Annotated in this window: 21 protein-coding genes and 1 tRNA gene; 13 read left to right on the plus strand and 9 right to left on the minus strand. The window is 60.0% G+C overall.

Annotation, left to right across the window (positions count from 1 at the left end; genetic code table 11):
- The first annotated feature begins 23 nt into the window (after positions 1–23).
- The 5 genes from phaeop14_RS06075 to phaeop14_RS06095 all read left to right on the plus strand — a co-directional run bounded on the left by phaeop14_RS06075 (position 24) and on the right by phaeop14_RS06095 (position 4709).
- Positions 24–485, plus strand: a complete 462-nt coding sequence (locus phaeop14_RS06075; RefSeq protein ID WP_096789032.1) for a PepSY domain-containing protein — start codon at positions 24–26, stop codon at positions 483–485.
- Positions 486–672: 187 nt separating this feature from the next.
- A complete protein-coding gene (locus tag phaeop14_RS06080; RefSeq protein ID WP_040168735.1) occupies positions 673–1041 on the plus strand; it encodes a YMGG-like glycine zipper-containing protein in 369 nt (122 codons plus the stop codon).
- A 152-nt stretch (positions 1042–1193) separates the two neighbouring features.
- Positions 1194–1871, plus strand: coding sequence for a response regulator transcription factor (locus tag phaeop14_RS06085; RefSeq protein WP_096789033.1), 678 nt, complete (start codon positions 1194–1196; stop codon positions 1869–1871).
- A gap of 25 nt (positions 1872–1896) precedes the next feature.
- Positions 1897–3327: a sensor histidine kinase gene (locus phaeop14_RS06090; protein WP_096789034.1), complete on the plus strand. Its 1431-nt coding sequence runs from the start codon at positions 1897–1899 to the stop codon at positions 3325–3327.
- A 167-nt stretch (positions 3328–3494) separates the two neighbouring features.
- Entirely contained in the window at positions 3495–4709 is a 1215-nt protein-coding gene (locus phaeop14_RS06095) for an MFS transporter (RefSeq protein WP_096789035.1), read from the plus strand.
- Positions 4710–4884: 175 nt separating this feature from the next.
- On the opposite strand, the gene phaeop14_RS06100 is transcribed toward phaeop14_RS06095, so the two are convergent.
- A tRNA-Asn gene (locus tag phaeop14_RS06100) sits at positions 4885–4959 on the minus strand.
- Positions 4960–5046: 87 nt separating this feature from the next.
- A complete protein-coding gene (locus phaeop14_RS06105; RefSeq protein ID WP_096789036.1) occupies positions 5047–5961 on the minus strand; it encodes an MBL fold metallo-hydrolase in 915 nt (304 codons plus the stop codon).
- An 84-nt stretch (positions 5962–6045) separates the two neighbouring features.
- Here phaeop14_RS06105 and phaeop14_RS06110 point away from each other — a divergent pair, with 84 nt between their 5' ends.
- Complete coding sequence (locus tag phaeop14_RS06110) at positions 6046–7365, plus strand: ATP-binding protein (RefSeq protein WP_096789037.1); 1320 nt, start codon at positions 6046–6048, stop codon at positions 7363–7365.
- A 21-nt stretch (positions 7366–7386) separates the two neighbouring features.
- On the opposite strand, the gene phaeop14_RS06115 is transcribed toward phaeop14_RS06110, so the two are convergent.
- Together phaeop14_RS06115 and phaeop14_RS06120 are read right to left on the minus strand one after the other, a co-directional pair.
- Positions 7387–8493: a Gfo/Idh/MocA family protein gene (locus phaeop14_RS06115; RefSeq protein ID WP_096789038.1), complete on the minus strand. Its 1107-nt coding sequence runs from the start codon at positions 8491–8493 to the stop codon at positions 7387–7389.
- 8 nt (positions 8494–8501) lie between these two features.
- Positions 8502–9212, minus strand: coding sequence for a GntR family transcriptional regulator (locus tag phaeop14_RS06120; protein WP_040168747.1), 711 nt, complete (start codon positions 9210–9212; stop codon positions 8502–8504).
- A gap of 101 nt (positions 9213–9313) precedes the next feature.
- Here phaeop14_RS06120 and phaeop14_RS06125 point away from each other — a divergent pair, with 101 nt between their 5' ends.
- The 6 genes from phaeop14_RS06125 to phaeop14_RS06150 are packed head-to-tail and all read left to right on the plus strand — an operon-like array spanning position 9314 to position 15108.
- Positions 9314–10468 carry an LLM class flavin-dependent oxidoreductase gene (locus phaeop14_RS06125; protein ID WP_040178270.1) on the plus strand — a complete coding sequence of 385 codons (1155 nt, stop codon included), beginning with the start codon at positions 9314–9316 and terminating at the stop codon, positions 10466–10468.
- Positions 10468–11358, plus strand: coding sequence for an aldo/keto reductase (locus phaeop14_RS06130; protein WP_096789039.1), 891 nt, complete (start codon positions 10468–10470; stop codon positions 11356–11358). The genes phaeop14_RS06125 and phaeop14_RS06130 overlap by 1 nt, the downstream gene beginning before the upstream one ends.
- On the plus strand, positions 11358–11879 hold the full coding sequence (locus tag phaeop14_RS06135) for a flavin reductase family protein (RefSeq protein ID WP_096789040.1): 522 nt from the start codon (positions 11358–11360) through the stop codon (positions 11877–11879). Before phaeop14_RS06130 ends, phaeop14_RS06135 begins: the two co-directional genes overlap by 1 nt.
- A 58-nt stretch (positions 11880–11937) precedes the next feature.
- Entirely contained in the window at positions 11938–12528 is a 591-nt protein-coding gene (locus tag phaeop14_RS06140) for a TRAP transporter small permease (RefSeq protein WP_040178275.1), read from the plus strand.
- Positions 12528–14003 carry a TRAP transporter large permease gene (locus phaeop14_RS06145; RefSeq protein WP_040168754.1) on the plus strand — a complete coding sequence of 492 codons (1476 nt, stop codon included), beginning with the start codon at positions 12528–12530 and terminating at the stop codon, positions 14001–14003. Before phaeop14_RS06140 ends, phaeop14_RS06145 begins: the two co-directional genes overlap by 1 nt.
- A 46-nt stretch (positions 14004–14049) precedes the next feature.
- Positions 14050–15108, plus strand: a complete 1059-nt coding sequence (locus phaeop14_RS06150; protein WP_040168756.1) for a TRAP transporter substrate-binding protein — start codon at positions 14050–14052, stop codon at positions 15106–15108.
- 58 nt (positions 15109–15166) lie between these two features.
- Here the strand turns inward: phaeop14_RS06150 and phaeop14_RS06155 are convergent, their stop codons facing one another.
- A complete protein-coding gene (locus tag phaeop14_RS06155; protein WP_040104133.1) occupies positions 15167–15628 on the minus strand; it encodes a tetratricopeptide repeat protein in 462 nt (153 codons plus the stop codon).
- A 141-nt stretch (positions 15629–15769) separates the two neighbouring features.
- Here phaeop14_RS06155 and phaeop14_RS06160 point away from each other — a divergent pair, with 141 nt between their 5' ends.
- Positions 15770–17011, plus strand: a complete 1242-nt coding sequence (locus tag phaeop14_RS06160; protein WP_244905812.1) for a cytochrome-c peroxidase — start codon at positions 15770–15772, stop codon at positions 17009–17011.
- A 53-nt stretch (positions 17012–17064) separates the two neighbouring features.
- Here phaeop14_RS06160 and phaeop14_RS06165 read toward each other — a convergent pair whose 3' ends face one another.
- From phaeop14_RS06165 to phaeop14_RS06180, 4 genes are read right to left on the minus strand one after another with little or no spacing between them, the layout of a single operon-like run.
- Positions 17065–18531, minus strand: a complete 1467-nt coding sequence (locus tag phaeop14_RS06165; RefSeq protein ID WP_096790245.1) for a mannitol dehydrogenase family protein — start codon at positions 18529–18531, stop codon at positions 17065–17067.
- 29 nt (positions 18532–18560) lie between these two features.
- Positions 18561–19334, minus strand: coding sequence for an L-iditol 2-dehydrogenase (locus tag phaeop14_RS06170; protein ID WP_096789041.1), 774 nt, complete (start codon positions 19332–19334; stop codon positions 18561–18563).
- Positions 19331–20335 (minus strand): ABC transporter ATP-binding protein, encoded by a 1005-nt coding sequence (locus tag phaeop14_RS06175; RefSeq protein WP_096789042.1) that lies wholly within the window; start codon positions 20333–20335, stop codon positions 19331–19333. Before phaeop14_RS06175 ends, phaeop14_RS06170 begins: the two co-directional genes overlap by 4 nt.
- 11 nt (positions 20336–20346) lie before the next feature.
- Positions 20347–21177: a carbohydrate ABC transporter permease gene (locus phaeop14_RS06180; protein WP_040168761.1), complete on the minus strand. Its 831-nt coding sequence runs from the start codon at positions 21175–21177 to the stop codon at positions 20347–20349.
- Between the last annotated feature and the right edge of the window lie 6 nt (positions 21178–21183).

Here is a 21183-nt window from a genome sequence, read left to right on the forward strand (position 1 = left end):
GCCCCACCAAGAGAGGACATCCCATGGTTACCAAGACCACCACCGGCATCGTCATGACCGCAACGCTAATCGCCTTTGGCTTTGCAGCACAGACAGCGCGTGCCGAGACGATTTTTGAACCGGATCTGACCTACGAACAGATGCTGAACGCCCCCATCGGTGTTGAGCAGGCCATGTCCATCGCCAGGGAACAGGCAGAAGGGCGTGTGGTTGAGTTCAGCATGGAAGAGTTCAACAGCAAGCCGGTCTATGAGGCCACCATCGCCGCGCCCACCAGCCTGACGGAAGTCATCATCAGCGCCGATGATGGGGCGGTACTCAGCACCGCGCGCCAGACTGCGGCGACCCCGGAATTGATGCAGCAATTGATCGAAGAAGACATCGAAGACGTGATGGAATTCGCAGCCTTGATGGATGGTGAATTGTTCAGCGGTGACCGTCACGACGACGATGGACACTGCGCTGCGCAGGATGACAAGGGCTAAGCCAGCGGTCTGAAATAGCTGCTGTCCGGGCTGCAGGATTTGGCGCCTGATAGACGGTGCGCTCGGACAGCAGCAGCGGCTTAATGAGACATGCAATTTCAGACCGCGATAGATGCGGTCAGAGTGATTTGCCCAACACCCAAGGCACTCAGAGGTGTGGCAATTCCGACGACGGAGAGAGACGACAATGAAAATGATTTTTGCAGGATGTGCGGTGCTTGTGACTGTTGCTGCGTGTAGCAACAGCTTTGATGAACCGCTCCTGACAGACGGCCCCAAACAGGTTGGATATGAGGCAGATCTGGGGGCATGCCGGGCCTTGGCAGAAGGGCATACGGATAAGACGTTGCAATCGGGTGCCGTCACAGGTGCGGTGATTGGCGGTATCATCGGTGCCGTGGACAGCAAGGATGGCGACCGCGCAGATGATGCGCTGGTTGGCGCAGTCCTTGGCGGTGGCGTTGGCGCCCTTGAGGGGCAGAGCGAGCGGGATGAACAGCGGCGCACCATTCTGATCCGCTGCATGCAGGGACGTGGACATCGCGTCCTGGCATGACGCCAAGACCCGGCGCTGCTCCGGTATGGCTTGCGGCGCCGGGGGGCATATGGTCGGATGCGATCAGTCAACATCGGGCATGACCCGACTTCAGCACCAAGAGGTCGTTTCGGCGGCCCCTTGGTCGCTCTCCCGAAACTGGCGGTGGCGTGATGCGAATACTCTTGCTGGAAGATGATCCTGAAATCGGGACCTGGACGGTCAAGGGCCTCACGGCTGCAGGCCATGTGGTTGATTGGATTGAAAACGGCCGTGAGGCGCTGCTGGCGGCCACAACACGGGACTATGATGTGTTGGTCTTCGATCGGATGACGCCCGATCTGGACGGGTTGTCGGCGCTGAAGACACTGCGTTCGGCGCGCATTACCACGCCCTTGATCCTGCTCACCGCCCTTGGGGCTGTTGAGGACCGGGTCGAGGGGTTGGAGGCGGGTGCGGATGACTATCTCAGCAAACCCTTCGCCATGACCGAGCTTCTGGCCCGGATCACCGCCCTTTGTCGTCGCGGTCGGGGCGAGGCCGCGGAGACAGCAACCCGGCTCTCACATCGGGGGCTTGATCTGGATCTGCTCAGTCAGACCTGCGCCTGCAACGGGACAACTGTGTTGTTGAACCCCAAGGAGTTTCGCTTGCTCGAGGTCCTGATGCGTTCCAAGGGGCGGATCCAGACTCGGGCGATGCTGTTGGAGCGGGTCTGGGATATCAATTTCGACCCATCCACCAGTGTTGTGGAAACCCATATGAGCCGGCTGCGCAACAAGATTGAAAAACCGTTCGGGCAGGAATTCATCAAAACCGTGCGCGGGTCGGGGTATATGTTCATTGATTAGATCTTTTATCAGGCGCCTCTTCCGGATGAGCGCGCTACGTCAGGCGATTGTGTTGTCGCTGGCCTTTCTGGTTCTGCTGACGCTTGGCGGGCTGCTTCTGGATGACGTCATCACCGAAGAATTCCGCGCCGAGACCGAAGAGGCGCTGCGCGAAGAATATCAGCGCATCAGCGACCGACTGACGCGGGAGGGGCAGTTTCCTGAGGACATCGTGACCGCCGAAGTTTTTTCGGACAGTGGCGTCGGCTACGCGGTGCTGCGGGCCGATGGCAAAGTGCTGGGGCCGGTATTGCGCGGCGCCTTTGACAGCCAGGGTTTTGATATCCTTGAGGCCGAAGCCCTGTTTCAGCCCGAGGCGCTTGAGACGCTCGACCGGATCTTTGATCTGATCGACGAGGATGAGGAGGAAGAGGTCACCGACAGCGGACCTGCAGCCGAGGAGGACGCTGCGGGGCAGCTGGGATTTGATGTGGCGTTTGAGAGTGAGGCGGATCTTGGCTGGCGGATATACAGTGGCGCAGTGCTGGATGGCCGCCTTCTGGTCTATGCGCCGGGTGTCAGCGCCTTTGGGTCGGATCTGACCAGCGTAATCCTGATTTTTGTGATCATCCTGTCGCTGCCTGCGCTTATTATCGGGTTGATCTTTGGTATTCGGGCACAGCGCCGTCTGAACCGGATCGGCGCCGGGTTTGACCGTATTGCGGATGGTGAATTGGATCTGCGGCTGGCACCAAAGGTGATCCGCGACGATATTGACGAGCTGGCCGCGCGTATTGATGGTGCAACGGAGCGTTTGCAGGCTTCCATTCGGCAGATGTCTGATTTCTCGGCCAATATTGCCCATGACCTGCGCACGCCGCTGACCCGTCTGCGGCTGCATCTGGATGAAGCCGATGAGGCCGAGGATCAGACTGCGCACCGGGAGGCTGCGATTGCGCAGATGGATGATATCATTGCCATCTTTGGCGCCATCCAGCGGATTGCCCGAATGCAGAGCCAGGGACGACGCGACGGGTTTGCTGCGGTAGATCTGGGCGTGGTGGTTGACCAAGTGCATGAGATTTATGAGGCGGTGGCACAGGACGCAGGACAAAGCCTGTCCTGTCGGATTACCAACGCCGCCACCATCCAGGCCGACCGCAGCCTTATTATGCAGTTGCTGGCCAATCTGATCGAAAACGCCATTCGCCACGCAGGGGAGGGGGCGAGGATTGCCATTGATCTCTCCGGCAGCCGGCTGGCGGTGACGGACGATGGCCCCGGCATCCCGGAGGCTGAGCGCGGGCGCGTGCTGGATCCGCTTTATCGACTTGACCGCAGCCGCAACACCGCCGGGGCGGGATTGGGGTTGGCGATGGTGAAAGCCATCGCTGAACTCCACGAGGCTGAACTGGAACTGACGTCCGGCCGGGGTACACGCGGATTACGCATCGAGCTGCGATTTCCGCAGCCCTGAAGGGGGGAGAATATCCGCTCCTTGCGTCCCGGCAGAGGTGTTTTTGTGTCATTGCGGAAAAAACGAACTGGGCGGCGAAAATAGCGTTATCGGTACTTGCCTTGCATTGCTACCAACGCGCCAAGGGGCGCTGCCCGCACCAATCCTGATTGATAAAGACTGCCCACATGAAGTTAACCGGTCCTTTCCTGTTTATTCTGGCCACTTTGATGATCGATGCCATCGGCGTTGGCATCGTGTTTCCGATCATGCCAGACCTGATGCTGCGGGTCGGCGCGCAAAGCACCGCAGAAGGCGCCTTGTGGAGTGGCATCATGATGTCAGCCTACGCCGCCGCGATGTTTCTGTTTGGCCCGATTGTGGGCAGCCTGTCGGATTCCTATGGGCGCAGGCCGGTCCTGATCCTCGCACTTGTGACACTCACTATCGACTATGTGATCATGGCGCTGGCGCAGACCTACTGGATGCTGCTGGTCGGGCGCGTCATCGCGGGGATGGCGGGCGCGACCTATATCACGGCAACCGCCTATATTTCCGACATTGCCAAGCCAACAGAACGCAGCGCGGCGTTTGGCATGATCGGGGCAGCGTTTGGCATTGGCTTTGTGCTGGGACCAGCGCTTGGCGGGCTGGCATCGGGCCTGCATATCAGCGCGCCGTTCTGGATTGCGGCCGGTCTCTCCGCTGTCAACGTGGTGTTTGGGATTTTTATCCTGCCCGAGTCCCTGAAACCTGAAAACCGTCGCCCGTTTGGCAAACGCGATCTCAACCCCTTTGGTACGCTGCTCCGCGCCTTTGTCATTCCGGGGATGGCGATCCCATTGATCTGTATCTTCGTGTTTGAATTTGCCAATCTGGTCTACCCGACGCTCTGGTCTTTCTGGGGCCGTGAGGTGTTTGGCTGGGATGGGTTTACCATTGGGGTGACGCTGTCTGCCTATGGGGTGCTGATCGCTGTGGTGCAGGCTGGAATCCTGCCGCAGATGACCAAACGTCTGGGAGATTTCAAAACCCTGATCATCGCGATGGTGGCGGCGGTGATCGCTATGGTCGGCTTTGGTTTCGCCAGCGCAATCTGGGTTGTGGTGGTCTTCCTGCCGATTGCGGCCCTGTCTGATATGGCGCCACCGCTGATCACCGCCTTTGCCGCCAATCGTGTTGGTGAGGACCAGCAGGGCGTGGTGCAGGGGGTGATTGCATCGCTGTCATCCGTCGCAGCCGTTGTGGCGCCGCTGGTGCTGACAGGGGTGTTCGAACGATTTGTCGGTGAAGCCGAATGGTACCTCCCCGGCGCGCCATTCTTGGTCGCGGCAGTGCTGGTTCTGGCATTGGCACCGCTGGTCTTGCGTCTTAGGGATCACGATAACCGGTCGTCAAACTGAGCACCCCCAGTCTTTGGCTGAGGTGTTTTTTGGCACATGGTGATGCAATCAGCGGGCCAAAGATTGTGGCCTGCAATATGTATGGGCGCGCTGATGTCCGCGTCAAAAAGTACGCAGCGCCATTTGCCAAAAGAAAAGGGGCTAGAGAGAAATCCCTCTAACCCCTTGAATTCTTTGGCTCCGGCGGTAGGGATCGAACCTACGACCAATTGATTAACAGTCAACTGCTCTACCGCTGAGCTACGCCGGAACGGTCTGTGCCGTATAGCGGTGCGATCTGGTGGCGTCCAGAGCCGTTTTGCGGTTTTTGGAAAAAAATTACCTGGTTTCGGCTAGATCAGCGCAGAGGTCTGAAACGCGCACCGAATGACAGCGGGCCATCCGTTGCAACCAGGGATTTTCCCACAAGATCAACAAGGTGTGCGAAGACATTGCGCTCTGCGGCAACAAGCAGGGAGGGCGGAGTTTCGGTGTATATCCGCGCTGTCAGCTCGGTGACGGTTGCGGGACCGGCAGTGAGTTCGGCAAGGATTGCGGCCTCTCGCCCTGTGCGGTGGTCGATCAACCATGCAAGGCGGGCGGCGGGGTCTGTCACCGGGGCCCCATGGCCGGGGTAAAACACCCGCCAGTTGCGCGCGGCCAGCCGCTGGCAGGAGGCCATGAAATCGGTCAGGTCACCATCCGGAGGCGAGACCAGCGAGCTGGCCCAGCCCATCACGTGATCGGCAGTGAAACAGGCATCCTGCCACGCAAACGCAATATGGTTGCCGAGATGGCCGGGGGTATGGATCACCTCCAGCTGCCAGTCGGGGCCGATTACGGTCTCCCCATCCCGCAGAGCGATGTCCGGCGCGAACTCGATATCGATGCCCTCGCCACCACCGGCCAGACCTGCGTCGGCAAGCGATGTCATCACGGCGCTGCGCCCCGCGATGGCGTCCCCGAAGGCATAAACGGGCGCGCCGGTTGCCTCTGCCAGCGGGCGGGCAAGAGGGGAGTGGTCCAGATGGCTATGACTGACTAGAATATGACTGATGCGCTGACCTGGTTCCAGGGCGGTCAGGATTGACTGCAGATGTGCCTCACTCGCTGGACCGGGATCAATCACCGCAACATCGGTGGCGCCGATCAAATAGGTGTTGGTGCCCCGGTAGGTCATCGGCGACGGGTTTGGGGCCAGGATCCGGCGCAACCCGGGTTCTAGCGTTTCGGCGATCCCGGCGGGGGGATTGAAATCATCGGGTGCCTGCATCGGGTCTGATCCTTGGTGACAAACGGGGCGCTGAGGATGCGCGTTTTGCTTTTCAGCGGCGGGGTCGCGGGGTAGGTGTAACGCATGTTCTTTCAATGGCTCAAACACTATATGCCGCGCAGCCTCTACGGGCGGGCGGCACTTATTCTGCTGGTGCCGATCGTGACGTTGCAATTGGTGGTCTCGGTTGTCTTCATCAAACGCGATCTTGAGGATCTGACGGTTCAGATGACACTGACCATGCTGCGGGAGTTGCGACTGCTGGAGCAGACCATGGCACCGGCTGCCAGTCAGCAGGAGGCGTTGTTGCTGGCAGAGCCTTTGTTGCTGCCCTTGCAGATGCAGATCCGGTTTCTGGAACCGGAGGAGCCGGTGCCATTGGATCAGATGGGGCTGCTGGAATTTTCCGGGCGGGTGGTGCGCAATACGTTGCAAGCCACAGCGCCGCAATTCATTTCGGCCCAGTTCCCCAACACCCGTCGGGTCCAGTTGGTTCTTGCGAGTGATCACGGTCCGATGGCGTTGGTGTTTGATCGACGCCGGGTGACCGCGGCGGCACCGCACCAGCTGATCGTGACAGTGATTGCCTTTGGCTTTCTGATGACGATCATCGCCTTTGTCTACATGCGCAATCAGCTCCGTCCGATCAAACAGCTCGCCGATGCGGCGCAGGCCTTTGGACGGGGGCGGACGGAGCCTTATTCGCCGCGCGGCGCGAATGAGGTGCGGGCGGCTGGCAGCGCATTTCTGGACATGCGCGCACGGATCGAACGGCAGATGGAGCAGCGGACCCTGATGCTCTCGGGAGTGAGCCACGACTTACGAACCCCGCTCACAAGGATGAAGCTGGGCCTGTCGATGCTGGACGATGAGGAGGCCGAGCCGCTGCGGCAGGATGTGGATGAGATGCAGGCGCTGTTGGACGCGTTTCTGGATTTTTCGCGCGGGGTTTCGACCAGTGAGCCGGAGGAGGTCGACCCACAGGTGATGATCACGCTGCTGGTGGATGGCTGGCGCCGTCAGGGCAAGGATGTGATGCTGGGTGAGATGAGCGGCAAGGGCAAGGTGATGCTGCGCGGGTCTGCGATACGGCGCGCGGTCCAGAACCTGATCTCTAACGCAGTGCGCTACGGCACGCGTGCGCGGGTATCCGTCGCCATGACCGAGAAATTTCTGCGTATCCGGGTTGAGGATGATGGCCCCGGTATTGCTGAGGCGGACCGCACTGAGGCGACGCGCCCCTTCACCCGGCTGGACCCGGCGCGCAATCAGGATCTGGGCAGTGGCGTAGGTCTCGGCCTTGCTATCGTGACGGATATTGCCCGCGCCCATGGCGGCACGCTGCGGTTGGAACAAAGTGCTGCCCTCGGGGGGCTGCAAGCCGACATCGTGATCGGCCTGTAACACCCTGTCACCGGTGCGCGCTCAGATCAGCTCTGATATCTCTACGCTGCGTCGCTCAGCGATGGAGATCTGTGCCGCCATTCCCATCAGCACTGCCATTCGCCCGTCATGAAGGCTGACCTCAGGTGCCGCGCGGGCACCGCGCACCAACTCCAGAAACTTCTGGTGCTGATAAAAGGTGGACCCATTGTGATCACCCGCCTCCAGCAGATCGGGATCAACCGGAACCTCCCGTGTTACGGGGCCTTTGGGCACGCGCGGTGAGGTCACCAGCTTCGGTAGCGGAGGGGCGCCCAGATGGGCGGGCCAGAACCGGCCCGGACCGGGTACGAAGGCTTCGACCTTGCCGTTTGGGCCAATGGCTGCGACCTCTTCCTGATACTCCGCCCCTTCGGCAAACATGCAGAGTTCCAGCATGGCGCGCGCGCCACAGCTGAAGTCCACGATCACATAACCATTGTCGAGGATGTCGGGAGTGCCATCGCTATAGCGCTCATCCAGATGGTTCACATTCTGCCCACCACTGGCCATCACCCGCACCGGTTCCGAGCCAAGCGTGAGCCGCATCAGATCGAAGAAATGGCAGCATTTCTCAACAAAGGTGCCGCCGGATTTGGCGTCGAACCGATTCCAGTCATCAATCTTCTCCAGAAACGGAAACCGATGCTCGCGGATGCTTAGCATTTTTACTCCGCCGGTGGCTGCTTCGACATCACGCAGGAAAGCGGCAACTGGCGGCATGTAGCGATATTCCATTGCCACCCAGACCTGTGCATCATAGCGCGCGGCAAAGGCATCCAGCCGCCCAAGATCGTCGAGACTGGTGAACAGCGGCTTTTCCACCAGCACCGGCAGTGGGCGATGTTCGGCCAGCGCTTCGAGCTGTTCCAGATGGCAGAAGTTGGGGCTGGCAATCAGCAGGCAGTCAAGGTCGGGGTGGCTGAGCAATGCCTCAAGGCTGTCCATGAACACGGCCTCTGGCGCCAGTTCAGCCGAAATCTCACGCATGGCGGCGTTTGGTTCATAGATCGCGCCAACTGCCGTGTTGTCCAGCAACGCGATATTGCGCAGATGTTCCTGGCCCATCATGCCGCAGCCGATGATCCCGTAGGTGGTGGGTCCGGACATGTTTCCTCCTAAGTGAGGCGCTGAACGTAGAGCGCCCTTTCCGTGTCAAACCAGGTGCGTGAAAACTCAACCGGGGCCAGCTCCTGCGCCCAACTGAGCCGTTCGATAAAGCCAACCGTGGTGCCGGGGGGCTTGGTGAATTGCGCTGGCGCCCAGTCGGGGACCGTCCCAAGCGAAACGCGATCCTCGGCGCGACTGATCCAGAATCCCAGCTGAAGGCGGTAGTAGCGGTAAAGGGAATCAGACAGTTGCGCGGGATCCACATGACCCGCTGAAGCATCCAGCCAGATCTCCTCAACGGCGATGATCGTGCTGTCCAGATAGCGCAGTCTGCGGATGCGTGTGCCCCTTGGGCTGGACCCGAACTCTGGCAGATCTGCAGGTTTTTCGCATGCTGTAACCGACAGGATATCTGCTGTCGGCAGGCCGCCGCCACCGGGCAGTTCCAGCCGAAACATTGAATAGACGCTCGGCAGGGTTTGCGTTGTGCGGATATAGTTGCCTGAGCCTTGGATGCGCTCCAGCATACCCTGTTTTTCCAGTTCTGACAGCGCTTTGCGCAGCGTTCTTACGGTGGTTCCATAGGTCTGTGCCAGTTGGCGTTCCGGTGCCAGACGTTCGCCATCCGCCAGCCGTCCGGCCGCGATTTCGCGCGTCAGCGCTTCGCTGATCTGCAGATAAAGTGGCAGGGCGGTGCCGGAGGTGCGGGAGCTGGACATGGGGCCAATCGTCACGATGCGGAAAAAATTGATACACCATTGATCTACATCAAGGCGCGGGTTATGCAAGAGTTAAGTTGCAAAGCGCGAGGGAGAGGGTGATGAGCGTTGTTCCAGTAACATCTGCGGATCTTGATGCGGTTGAAGTGTCCTGGTTCGCCGCGCTCTGTTCCGACGACTACCAGTTCCTTGGTGTGCCAGACGGGGATCTGCGGTCATCCTGGGCGCATTGCTCGGACATCGTAAAAGAGGCCGAGGCGCAGGGGTTTCGCAACATCCTGTGCCCGTCGTCCTATCAGGTGGGGCAGGACACTCTCAGCTTTGTGGCGGGCTGCGCGCCGATTACCGACAGGATCAATATGCTGGCAGCGGTGCGCTGCGGTGAGATGCAGCCGATCATGCTGGCGCGCACTCTTGCGACGCTGGACCACATGCTGGAGGGGCGGCTGACGGTCAATATCATCTCTTCCGATTTTCCAGGCGAAAAAGCGGACAGCGCGTTCCGATATCAGAGATCGCGCGAGGTGGTGGAGATCCTGAAGCAAGCCTGGACCCGCGATGAGATCAATCACACCGGCGAGGTTTATCAGTTCGAGGGACTCACAACCGATCCGGCCAAGCCCTATCAGACCGGCGGGCCGCTGTTGTATTTCGGTGGTTACTCTCCGTCGGCGCTGGAGCTGTGCGGTGAACATTGCGACGTTTATCTGATGTGGCCGGAAAAGATGGAAGAGCTCGCGGGTCGTATGAAGGCCGTGCATAGTGTAGCGGAAACCTATGGCCGCACGCTGGATTACGGGCTGCGGGTGCATGTCATCGTGCGCGACACCGAGGCCGAAGCCTATGAATACGCTGATCATATTGTCTCAAAACTGGATGATGCGCAGGGTAAGGCCATCCGAGACCGGGCGCTGGATGCCACCTCGCTCGGTGTCGCGCATCAGGCAAAGAACCGGGATATCGCAGATGAATTCGGCTTTATCGAGCCAAACCTCTGGACAGGAGTGGGACGTGCGCGGTCTGGTTGTGGGGCGGCGCTGGTCGGATCGACCGACCAGGTGATGTCCAAGCTGGAAGCCTATCAGAAAATGGGTATCCGCGCCTTTGTTCTGTCGGGCTACCCACATCTGGAGGAAGCGCGGCATTTCGGGGCGCGGGTGATGCCACATCTGAAAACCTGCTCGTTGCCGCATGAATACGGCCGGGTGCCGCAATCGACCCCGGCAACACCCTTAGGGAATGGAGAACGTCGTTGATGGAACGTATCAAGATCGCAGAAGGGCTGGATTTCAGCCGTCTGGTCTATGGCATGTGGCGCCTGGGCGATGACAGCGACACCTCATCCATCCATGTCGAGGCCAAGATTGAGGCCTGTCTGGCGCAGGGCATCACCACCTTTGATCAGGCGGATATCTATGGCGGGTACACCGCTGAGGGGATTTTGGGGCAGGCGCTGAAGGGCAATCCGGCACTGCGGGATCAGATGGAGATCGTGACCAAATGCGATATTGTGGCCCCGGTCGGTCGCTATGCCGACGCGACGGTCAAACACTACGACACCTCGGCCGCGCATATCACCCGGTCGGTGGATACCTCGCTGTCGGAGATGGGCATCGACCACATCGACCTGCTGTTGATCCACCGCCCGGATCCGCTGATGGATCATGTCGAAACCGGCGCGGTACTGGATGAGCTGGTCACCGCAGGGAAGCTGCGCGCCGTGGGTGTGTCGAATTTTCGCCCCTGGGATTGGGAGCTGCTGCAATCTGCTATGAAGACGCCGCTGGCCACCAATCAGATTGAGATTTCGCTTTCTGAGGTCACTCCTTTCACCAACGGAGATCTGGCATTTCATCAACGTCAGGGCCATCCGTTGATGGCCTGGTCGCCGCTTGGCGGCGGAGGCTTGATGACCGGCAGCGGTCAATTGGCCGAACGGCTGGATGAGATTGCGCAGGCGCAGGGTGTTGACCGCGCCGCGGTTGCCATAGCCTTCCTGCTACGGCACCCGGCGCAAATCCTGCCGGTGCTGGGGACGAATAATCTGGAGCGTATCAAGCAGGCCTCCGACGCACTGAAAGTCGAGCTGGATCGCCCGACGTGGTTTAAATTGTATGAGGCGGCATTGGGCCGGGAGGTCGCATGATGTCCGCGCATGCAGGGCAGGGCAAACACAGTTTTGTCCCGGCGGCTGACAATACCCGGCTGCTGCGCGATGCCTTTGGCCGCTTTGCGACGGGCGTGACCATCGTCACGGCAGCCTCCGAGCAGGGGGTGGTGGCGATCACCGCCAACAGTTTTACTTCGATTTCGCTGACGCCGCCGTTGGTTCTGTGGTCGCCAGACCGCAATTCGCGTCGCTTTCCCTATTTTGAGGAGGCCCGCCACTACGCCATCCATGTACTGGCAGCGGATCAGGATGATCTGTGTTGGCTGGTCGCAAAAGATGCTTTTGGGCTGAACCATTTGCCGCTTGCGCGGAATGAAAATGATGTGCCGCTCTTGGAGAACTGTCTGGCGCGCTTTGAATGCAGCCGCTCAGCCATCCATGACGGGGGAGACCACGCCATCGTGTTGGGACATGTAGACCGCGCGACCATGCGCGAAGAAGGGGATGCGCTGACGTTCTACAAGGGCCAGATGGGCCAGATCGCCGCGTCAAGTTAGCGGCCGGTTGTTCGCACCGAGGGAGGTCGGCGCGGCACAAGGGGAGGAGAGAGACGCGATGACGGCAGTTTTATCTGTCCTGAATATACTGCGCCCGCTCAACACCGGCCTGCTTGCAGTCGGTCGTTGGGTGGGCGTTTTTGCCATTGGCCTGATGGTTCTGGCGATCCTTATCCAAGTGTTCTTTCGCTATGTTCTGGGCAGCGCCTTGCCCTGGCCGGACGAAGCGGCGCGGTTCTGCATGTTGTGGATGACAGGCCTGATGGCCCCCACGGCGCTGCGCAGTGGCGGTTTTGTCGCGATTGATGTTGTCGACTCCTTGCTGCGCGGCTGGCTGTTTCATCTCTTGCAACTGCTGCTTCTGATGATTGGCCTGACCGTGCTGATCGTGGGACTCCAGATCGGCTACAAGGAGGTCACAGGGCTTGGCGGGCGCTTTGCCACAGCCTCTCTCTACCTGCCGACATCGCTGGGGTTTGACAGTTGGTTCCGGGTGCCGCGCAGCTGGATGATGCTGTCATTGCTGGTGGGGATCGGACTGCTGATCCTGGTCAATATCGAGCTGATCCTCGAACGCATCGTGCGATTGTTTGGCCAGGGAGATCGCCTGCCGGAGCGTCCGGGGCTGAGCATCGGAGGGGCGGAGTGATGTTGATCTGGTTCCTGCCGCTGTTCCTGTTCCTTCTTCTGATTGGCTTGCCAGTGTTTTTCTGCCTGTTGGCAGCACCGGGCGCGCTGTTGTGGCTGAACGGACAAGAGCGCGATCTGACGCTGCTGTATCGCAATCTTTATAACGGGATGGACAGCTTTCCCCTGATGGCAATTCCGTTCTTCATGCTCGCGGGGGAGCTGATGAACCGGGGCGGCATCACCGTTCGGCTGGTCGAGTTTTCGCAGGCCCTGATGGGGCATCTGCGCGGCGGGCTGGCGCAGGTGAATATTCTGTCGTCGATCCTGTTTGCCGGGCTTTCGGGGTCGGCAGTTGCCGATACCTCGGCGCTTGGCTCCATGCTGATCCCGGCGATGGAGCGCGAGGGGTACAGTCGGAAATTTGCGGCGGCCGTGACCGCTGCCAGCTCCGTGATTGGGCCGATCATTCCACCCTCGGGCATTATGATCATCTATGCCTATGTGATGGGTGAAAGCGTCGCCGCATTGTTCCTCGCTGGGATCGTGCCGGGCGTCCTGGTGGGCGTCGGCCTGATGATCATGGTCCGCGCCATGGCTGACCGGTACGAGCTGCCAGCCGCGCGGCGCGTGGTCTTCGACAGTGTTGAGATCGGCGCGATGGAGCGGTGGTTTTCCTTCGGGCTGGTGCGGCTGAACCTTGGTCTGCTACTGGCGCAGTTTGTGCCCTTGGCCGAGGGGGCAGGGGCGCAGATGAAATGGCTTGCCTTCCTTGGGGCGGTGCTGTTTGCCCATGGGTTGATGTTGGGGCTGCGCCGCGTTGTCAGCCCGGCGTTTCGCACCATCTGCAAACGGGCTGTGGTGCCATTACAAACGCCTGTTTTGATCCTTGGCGGCATTCTGGCAGGTGTTTTCACCCCGACCGAGGCCGCCGCCGTGGCGGTCGCCTATGCGCTGCTGATCAGTTTTCTGGTGCTTGGATCGATGCGGCTGGCAGACTTGCCGCAAGTGTTTTCACGCGCAGGGATCACCTCGGCTGTGGTGCTGCTGCTGGTGGGCGCCGCGATGTCGTTCAAGACCGTCGTCAGCCTTAGCCACGCGCCGGAGCAACTGGCCGATTTCATTCTGACGCTGTCGGAAAACCCGCTGATCCTGCTGTTCCTGATCAATCTGCTGCTGTTTGTCGTTGGCATGTTTCTGGATGCGGGACCGGCGATCATCATCCTTGGCCCGATATTGGGGCCGGTGTTCACCGATCTTGGTGTTGAATCCGTGCATTTCGCCATCATCATGTGTGTGAACCTGACGGTCGGCCTTGCAACCCCGCCGATGGGGCTGGTGCTGTTTGTGGCCGCTGCCGTCTCGCAGGAGCGTGTCACCACCATTGCCAAGGCGATCCTGCCATTCCTGGCGATTGAAATAGCGGTGATCTTTCTGATCACTTTTGTTCCGGCCATTTCGCTGACCATTCCGCGTCTGACCGGGTTTCTGAACTGAGGACAACCAAATACCCAGAATAAAAGAGCAACAGGAGGAGAAACGAATGCTCAGGACAATGGTGAAAACAGTGGCCCTGTCGGCTCTGATGGCTGGCACAGCCCTGTCGGCCTATGCCGCGGATTACAAGATCCGCGCGACAGCGAATTCCAACGAGAACGATGAAGACTACGACGGTTTGGTGGTGTTCAAGAACTACGTTGAGGCGGCGTCCAACGGCGCCATTGAGGTTGAGCTGTTCATCGGCACCCAGCTTTGCTCCAATGGAGCAGAATGCCTGCAGGGCGTCGCCGACGGCTCGATTGACGTCTATATCTCCACCTCCGGTGGCGCGTCGGGGCTGTTTCCCTATGTGCAGGTGCTTGATCTGCCCTATCTGATGGCCGACGACCGGATCGCCGAACATGTGCTTTCGGGTGATTTTACCCGTGCCATGCGCCAGATGGCGCTGGAGGATTCCGGCGATGCGATCCGTCTTATGACCATTGGCAACACCGGCGGTTGGCGGAACTTTGCCAATACCAAGCGCCGGGTGGCGGAACCCGCCGACATGGAAGGCCTGAAGATCCGTACTGTGGTTGCAGATCTGCCGCAGGAACTGGTGAAAGCGCTGGGGGCCGCGCCGACACCGATCCCATGGCCTGAGCTGTTCACCTCGTTCCAGACCGGGGTGGTGGAAGGCTCCAAAAACGGCATCACCGATATCATGGGCATGAAGTTCCCGGATGCAGGCCTGCAATATGTGACGCTGGATGGTCACGCCTACATGGGCGCGCTGTGGTGGATGTCGAACAAGACCTTTATGGATATGCCGGAGGACATGCGTCAGGTCGTCGTGGATGGGTTCTATGCGCTGCAGCAGGCGACGTTTGCTTCGCCCAAACGCAAGTCGATCCAGGCCTACGAGGATTTTGTCGCGGGTGGCGGCGATCTCTATGTGCCCACACCGGATCAGAAGGCGGCGTTCAAATCCGCCGCCGAGCCGGTTTACGACTGGTTCAAATCCAATGTGACCCGTGGTGATGAAATCTTCACTGCATTGACGGAGGCCGTGGCCGAGGCAGAAGCCGACGTCAATGCGGCGCGCGCAGCAGATCTGAACTGACCTCATCCTGAGATATCAAAGCGCGGCGCGGGATCCCCTCGCGCCGCCGCCCCGTTGGTTAGCGAAACGGGTACATCCAGACCTTGTAATCCTCGACCAGAACATGCGCCTTATCGATCTCTGCCGGGGTCATCTTCTTGACCACTTCTTCCAGGCTGATGGCCGCATCGGGGTCGCCACCGATGGCCGACAGCGTGTACCACATATAGGCGCGCACCAGATCCGGGGCGGGCATCCCACGGCCGATTTCATAGTACCAGCCAATTCCGGATTGGGCGCCCGGATGCCCCTTCATGGCACTGCGCAGGTACCATTCAAAGGCCCGGACATCGTCTTGCTCAACGCCCAGCCCCATGGCGTACATCACGCCGATCAACTCTTCCGCATCGGCATTGCCGGATCGCGCCGCTGGCCAAAGCGCATCATGCGCCGCCGCAAACTGCCCGGCCTCCATCAGATCGCGGGCCTGCTCGATTTCGGCCCAGGCTGGCAGAGGCGCAGTCATCGTCAGGCTGGTCATGGACAGCGCCACCGCGACCAGAACCGGTTTCCATCTCTTGCGCATGTGCTCTCCTGTGTCGTGCTGACGCTTGGCCCTTGTACGGGGGCGGCCCTGGCAGAGGAACTGCAGCTGCCGCCATCTCTTGGACCGGGTGATTTTTTGCCCGTAGATCCGGCGCAGGCGGAACTGGGGCGATTGCTATTTTATGACAAGATCCTGTCGGGGAACAGAAATATCAGCTGCGGCACCTGTCATCATCCGCGTCATGGCACCTCCGATGGGTTGTCGCTGGGGTTGGGCGAGGGGGCGGAGGGGCTGGGACCTGCGCGTCTCTCCGGTAGCGGCGCAAACCGGGTGCAGAAACGTGTACCGCGCAATGCCCCGGGCCTGTGGAACCTTGGCGCGACATCCATCCGCGTGTTGATGCATGATGGGCGGATCAGCGCGGATCCCATCTATGGCAATGGTTTCAATACCCCGGCGGAGGAATGGTTGCCGAAAGGGCTGCAATCACTCCTAGCTGCGCAGGCCTTGTTCCCCATGACCTCCAGCGTCGAAATGGCTGGAAATGTCGGCGAGAATGAGGTGATAGGCGCCACCCGCGACCGGATTGATCTGGCTTGGCCGATCATTGCCAAGCGTGTCCGTAGCTTGCCGACTTATGGGGAGGGGTTCGTTGCTGCCTTCGACCATATTGCCGCGCCCGAGGATGTGAAGGTCACCGACATTGCAGAGGCGCTGGCCCAGTTCATGGTGCAGGATTTCACCTCAATTGACAGCCTGTTTGATGCCTATCTGGCGGGGGATGATGCAGCCCTGACTTCGCAGCAGAAAGCCGGAGCGGATCTGTTCTTTGGCTCTGCTGGATGCAGCGGCTGCCATGCAGGCGCGCTGTTTTCGGATCAGGGGTTCCACGCGCTTGGCTTACCGTCGTTCGGCCCCGGACGTGCCCGCCGGTTTGATCCTTACGCACGCGATGTCGGACGTATGGGAGAAAGCGATGATCTGGCAGACGCCTACCGGTTCCGCACGCCTATGTTGCGGAATGTGGAACTGACCGGCCCATATGGCCACAACGGGGCATTTTCGACGCTGGAACAGATGATCCGGCACCATCTTGATCCTGCTGCAAGCCGTGCGGCGTGGTCGCCGGAAGATCTGAAACTGCCGGAGGTGCCGTGGCTGGCCGCCACCGATTTTGTGGTGCAGCAAGACCGCTTCGAGATGGCGCGTCAGGCGCTGGCCCGCGACATCTATCTGCGTCAGGACCTGAGCGATCAGGACATCGCGGCGCTGGTCGCTTTTCTTACGGCGCTGACCGGCGAAAAAGCACGCGCACAGGCCTCGTTCGTTCCTCCCACAGTTCCCAGTGGCCTTCCGGTCGACGGGGCAAAGCGCTGAACATTGGATGAGCCGCGACTCCCCGCGCGCCGCCCGTCGGCGAAAAAGGACTGTCAGTGCCCTAGATATTCACGAAGCGCCGCGCGGCAACCCTGCGCCCGGATCATCGACAGCCAGTAAGAAAACCGCGCAACCACGTCTTGCTGCTCTGATAGATCGCCGTAGATCTGGCTTTGCTGCAACCAAGCCTCAGGGGTTTGCTGCGCGTGCTCCGCTGCGGAATTGCGGGCCTCCCAATCGGGATCGTTGGGCGCGATCTCGCTGCCATCCTCCCGCTGCCCGGTACACATCTGCGCCCAGAGCGCCTCCACCAGGCAAAGCCCGTCAATTGCACCCTTGCTTCGCACAGCATCGCGCAGGTTTGGCAGTACGAACCCCGGATGGCGCGATGTGCCGTCATAGGCGACACGCCGAGTGGTGTCGCGGATTTCCGGATTGGAGAAACGCGCCTCAATCAGGGTCAGGTAATCCTCCGGTGCCATCTCGGGTACTTCCGTCACATGCGGTAGAATTTCCGCCGTCTGAACCTTGCGAAAGAAGGCCGCCAGCAAGGGATCTTTCATACAGTCAGCGATGGTTGCGATCGACAGCAGTTCACCAGCGTTGGCCAGCACCTGATGGCCCGCATTCAGCACGCGGATTTTCATGCTTTCGTAGCCGTGAACATCGCCGGTGAAGATGGCCCCCGCCAGATCCCAAGGAGGGCGCCCGGCGCAGAATTCATCCTCAATGACCCAATGCCGATAGTTCTCATGCGTCACGGGGGCGCTGTCCTCAATCCCGTAGCTTCGGGCCAGAGCAATCTCAGCAGGACCGGTGGCGGGTACGATGCAATCCACCATGGAATTCGGAAAGGCCCCGGTTTTATCAATCCATGCAGCAAGTTCTGGATCGGTCTGCTGCGCCAGTGTCACCACTGCAGCGCGGGTGATCTGACCATTGCCTTGCAGGTTGTCGCAGCTTTGCACGGTGAAGGCAGGCAGGCCCCGATCCCGGCGCAGGCGGAGCGCCTCCACAATGGCACCGAACACGGTGCGCGGACGATCAGGTCGGGCAATGTCATGCTGGATATCATCATGGCTCAGGTCCAACCCCTCGCGCTGTGCGTCCCGATAATAGCCCCCCTCGGTCACCGTCAGCGCAACGATACGGATGGCGGCGCCCGCCATGCAGCGGATCAGGCTGGCATTGTCATCCTCCACCGGCAGGAAATCGATCATCGGTCCGATCACCTCGGCGGACCGGCCGGTCGGATCCAGTTCGATCAGTGTTGTCAGACAATCCTGCGCCAGCAAGCGGTCCCGCATTCCTGCATCGGCCGCACGGACGCCGGCCCCGATGATGCCCCAATCCATCGCCAAGCCCCGCTGCATCAAGGCATGCAGATACCAGGCCTGATGCGCGCGGTGGAAATTGCCAAGTCCGATATGGACGATGCCAGGGCTGATTTCGGCGCGGTCATAACTGGGGCGACCAATCGTTTGCGGCAGTTGGCTCAATGTATCATTCGAGAGTTTCATGGCTGCTGCCTCCCACCTGTGTTCTTGCATCAGCTCATCCATTGGCCGCCATCGACGTTGTAAGTCTGCGCCACGATGTAATTGGCGTCGTCGCTGGCCAGAAAGACGGCCATTCCGGTCAGATCTGCTGCGGTGCCCATCCGCCCGTAGGGAACAGATTGCGCCACCTCGGCTTTTTTCTGGCCCGGGGGCTTGCCCTCATATTTGGCAAAGAAGGCATCAACACCGTCCCAATGTTCACCGTCGACGACACCGGGGGCGATGGCGTTCACATTGATGCCATGTGGGATCAGGTTCAGCCCGGCAGACTGCGTGAGGCTGATCACCGCCGCCTTCGTTGCGCAGTAGACGGATACCAAAGGCTCTCCCCGGCGCCCGGCTTGACTGGCCATGTTGATAATCTTGCCACCGGTGCCTTGGGCGATCATCTGTTGCGCCGCTGCCTGCATCATGAACAGCGTGCCGGAAACATTGATGTCAAAGGTGCGCCGATAGGCCTCTCGGGTGACCTCAACCAACGGTGCTGCCGTGAACACGGCGGCGTTGTTGATCAGAATGTCGAGGCCGCCGAAGCACTTAACAGTGCGGGAAAGGGCGCGGTCAATGCTGGTCTGATCCGTGACATCCAGCTCTATGGCCATCGCCGCCGCGCCGATTTGCGCCGCAGTTGCCTCTGCGCGCGCAATATCAATATCGGCGATGATCACGCGCGCGCCCTCATTCACATAAGCTTCGGCAAAGGCCGCCCCGATGCCACGGGCAGCACCCGTGATCAGGGCGCGTTTTCCGCTGAGACGTTTCATTCGAGCCGCAACCCATCAGGGCCAAAGCGGTGCAGATGCGTCATGTCCGGTGTCAGAAACACCCGCGCGCCGTAGCCCAGATCAAGCTCTCCGCTGGCCCGCACGGTGAGTGGGTCCTCAAAGGCGTCACATTGCACGTGGAAAAATGTATCTGATCCCAGATGCTCGGAGACACCAATGGTTCCCGCCCAGATCCCCTCCGTTTCTGAGATGCTCAGATGTTCGGGCCGGATGCCGATGGTGGCTGCGTCGTGCTGCGCAGCCTGCGGACCGGTCAGAAGGTTCATCTTCGGCGATCCGATGAAACCCGCGACAAATACATTGCGCGGCGCGCGATACAGCTCCATCGGGCTGCCGACCTGTTCGATCACGCCAGCCTGCAGGACGACGATCTTGTCCGCCATGGTCATCGCCTCAACCTGATCATGGGTCACATAGATCATAGTGGTGGCAAGGCGTTTGTGCAGTTCTGAGATTTCCAGCCGCATTCCGACGCGCAGGGCGGCATCCAGATTGGAAAGCGGCTCATCAAACAGGAACGCCGCTGGCTCACGCACAATCGCCCGGCCGATGGCGACCCGCTGACGCTGACCGCCCGACAGCTGGCCCGGGCGGCGATCAAGGTAGTCGGTGAGGTTCAGCGCTGCAGCGGCGTTATCAATCCGGCGTTTTTGCTCATCCGCGGGGATGCCCGCCATCTTCATCGGAAAGGCGATGTTCTTGCGCACCGACATATGCGGATAAAGCGCATAGGACTGAAACACCATCGCCAGTCCGCGTTTCGCCGGGGGGATGTCGGTTGCATCCTCACCGTCGATGCGGATGGTGCCGGAGGTGATATCTTCCAGACCCGCAATCAGCCGCAGCAGTGTTGATTTGCCACAACCGGACGGGCCGACAAAGACGGTGAATTCGCCGTCTTCAATGGTCAGGTCCAGCGGCGGGATGACCTCAACGGGGCCAAAATTCTTGGTCACGCTTTCAAGTTTGATCTGTCCCATGGATGTCTTCCTTATTTCACGGCGCCGAAGGTCAGGCCGCTGACAAGTTGTTTCTGGCTGAACCAGCCAAGGATGAGGATCGGCGCGATGGCCATTGTCGAAGCTGCCGACAGCTTGGCGTAGAACAGGCCTTCGGGGCTGGAATAGCTGGCGATGAATGCGGTCAGCGGTGCGGCCTTGGCGGCGGTCAGGTTCAGCGTCCAGAAGGCTTCGTTCCAGGCCAGAATGATGTTCAACAGGAGGGTGGAGGCGATTCCGGGGATGGCCATCGGTGTCAGCACATAGAGGATTTCTTCCTTCAGCGTGGCACCATCCATGCGCGCCGCCTCAAGGATCTCACCGGGGATTTCCTTGAAGTAGGTGTAAAGCATCCAGACGATGATCGGCAGGTTGATCAGCATCAACACCACGACCAAACCAAAGCGATTGTCGAGTAGCCCCATTTTGATGAACAGGATGTAGATCGGGTAGAGGACGCCGACCGCGGGCAGCATTTTGGTCGACAGCATCCACAGCAGGATATCTTTGGTGCGTTTCGACGGCACAAAGGCCATCGACCAGGCAGCAGGCACAGCGATGACAATGCCCAGAATGGTTGAACCACCGGCGATGATCACTGAGTTCCACAAGAACCGCATATAGTCGGAGCGTTCTTGCACAACGCTGTAGTTTTCCAATGTCCAGTCAAAGAACAGGAAGACGGGTGGGTCGCTGATGGCCTGTGCCTCGGTCTTGAAACTGGTGAGAATGGTCCAGAGGATGGGAAAGAAGATCAGCAACCCAACAGCCCAGGCCAGCGCCGTATTGATGGCTTTGCGTCTTGGTGTAACGGCTCGTGCCATGGTGGC

The sequence above is a fragment of the Phaeobacter piscinae genome (assembly GCF_002407245.1).
Classification (GTDB): Bacteria; Pseudomonadota; Alphaproteobacteria; order Rhodobacterales; family Rhodobacteraceae; genus Phaeobacter; species Phaeobacter piscinae.

What these genes read in the sequence shown, in the direction of transcription:
- phaeop14_RS06075 (WP_096789032.1), top strand. Translation starts at nt 24, where the DNA reads ATGGTTACCAAGACCACCACCGGCATCGTCATGACCGCAACGCTAATC.
- phaeop14_RS06080 (WP_040168735.1), top strand. Translation starts at nt 673, where the DNA reads ATGAAAATGATTTTTGCAGGATGTGCGGTGCTTGTGACTGTTGCTGCG.
- phaeop14_RS06085 (WP_096789033.1), top strand. Translation starts at nt 1,194, where the DNA reads ATGCGAATACTCTTGCTGGAAGATGATCCTGAAATCGGGACCTGGACG.
- phaeop14_RS06090 (WP_096789034.1), top strand. Translation starts at nt 1,897, where the DNA reads ATGAGCGCGCTACGTCAGGCGATTGTGTTGTCGCTGGCCTTTCTGGTT.
- phaeop14_RS06095 (WP_096789035.1), top strand. Translation starts at nt 3,495, where the DNA reads ATGAAGTTAACCGGTCCTTTCCTGTTTATTCTGGCCACTTTGATGATC.
- phaeop14_RS06105 (WP_096789036.1), bottom strand. Translation starts at nt 5,961, where the DNA reads ATGCAGGCACCCGATGATTTCAATCCCCCCGCCGGGATCGCCGAAACG.
- phaeop14_RS06110 (WP_096789037.1), top strand. Translation starts at nt 6,046, where the DNA reads ATGTTCTTTCAATGGCTCAAACACTATATGCCGCGCAGCCTCTACGGG.
- phaeop14_RS06115 (WP_096789038.1), bottom strand. Translation starts at nt 8,493, where the DNA reads ATGTCCGGACCCACCACCTACGGGATCATCGGCTGCGGCATGATGGGC.
- phaeop14_RS06120 (WP_040168747.1), bottom strand. Translation starts at nt 9,212, where the DNA reads ATGTCCAGCTCCCGCACCTCCGGCACCGCCCTGCCACTTTATCTGCAG.
- phaeop14_RS06125 (WP_040178270.1), top strand. Translation starts at nt 9,314, where the DNA reads ATGAGCGTTGTTCCAGTAACATCTGCGGATCTTGATGCGGTTGAAGTG.
- phaeop14_RS06130 (WP_096789039.1), top strand. Translation starts at nt 10,468, where the DNA reads ATGGAACGTATCAAGATCGCAGAAGGGCTGGATTTCAGCCGTCTGGTC.
- phaeop14_RS06135 (WP_096789040.1), top strand. Translation starts at nt 11,358, where the DNA reads ATGTCCGCGCATGCAGGGCAGGGCAAACACAGTTTTGTCCCGGCGGCT.
- phaeop14_RS06140 (WP_040178275.1), top strand. Translation starts at nt 11,938, where the DNA reads ATGACGGCAGTTTTATCTGTCCTGAATATACTGCGCCCGCTCAACACC.
- phaeop14_RS06145 (WP_040168754.1), top strand. Translation starts at nt 12,528, where the DNA reads ATGTTGATCTGGTTCCTGCCGCTGTTCCTGTTCCTTCTTCTGATTGGC.
- phaeop14_RS06150 (WP_040168756.1), top strand. Translation starts at nt 14,050, where the DNA reads ATGCTCAGGACAATGGTGAAAACAGTGGCCCTGTCGGCTCTGATGGCT.
- phaeop14_RS06155 (WP_040104133.1), bottom strand. Translation starts at nt 15,628, where the DNA reads ATGACCAGCCTGACGATGACTGCGCCTCTGCCAGCCTGGGCCGAAATC.
- phaeop14_RS06165 (WP_096790245.1), bottom strand. Translation starts at nt 18,531, where the DNA reads ATGAAACTCTCGAATGATACATTGAGCCAACTGCCGCAAACGATTGGT.
- phaeop14_RS06170 (WP_096789041.1), bottom strand. Translation starts at nt 19,334, where the DNA reads ATGAAACGTCTCAGCGGAAAACGCGCCCTGATCACGGGTGCTGCCCGT.
- phaeop14_RS06175 (WP_096789042.1), bottom strand. Translation starts at nt 20,335, where the DNA reads ATGGGACAGATCAAACTTGAAAGCGTGACCAAGAATTTTGGCCCCGTT.
- phaeop14_RS06180 (WP_040168761.1), bottom strand. Translation starts at nt 21,177, where the DNA reads ATGGCACGAGCCGTTACACCAAGACGCAAAGCCATCAATACGGCGCTG.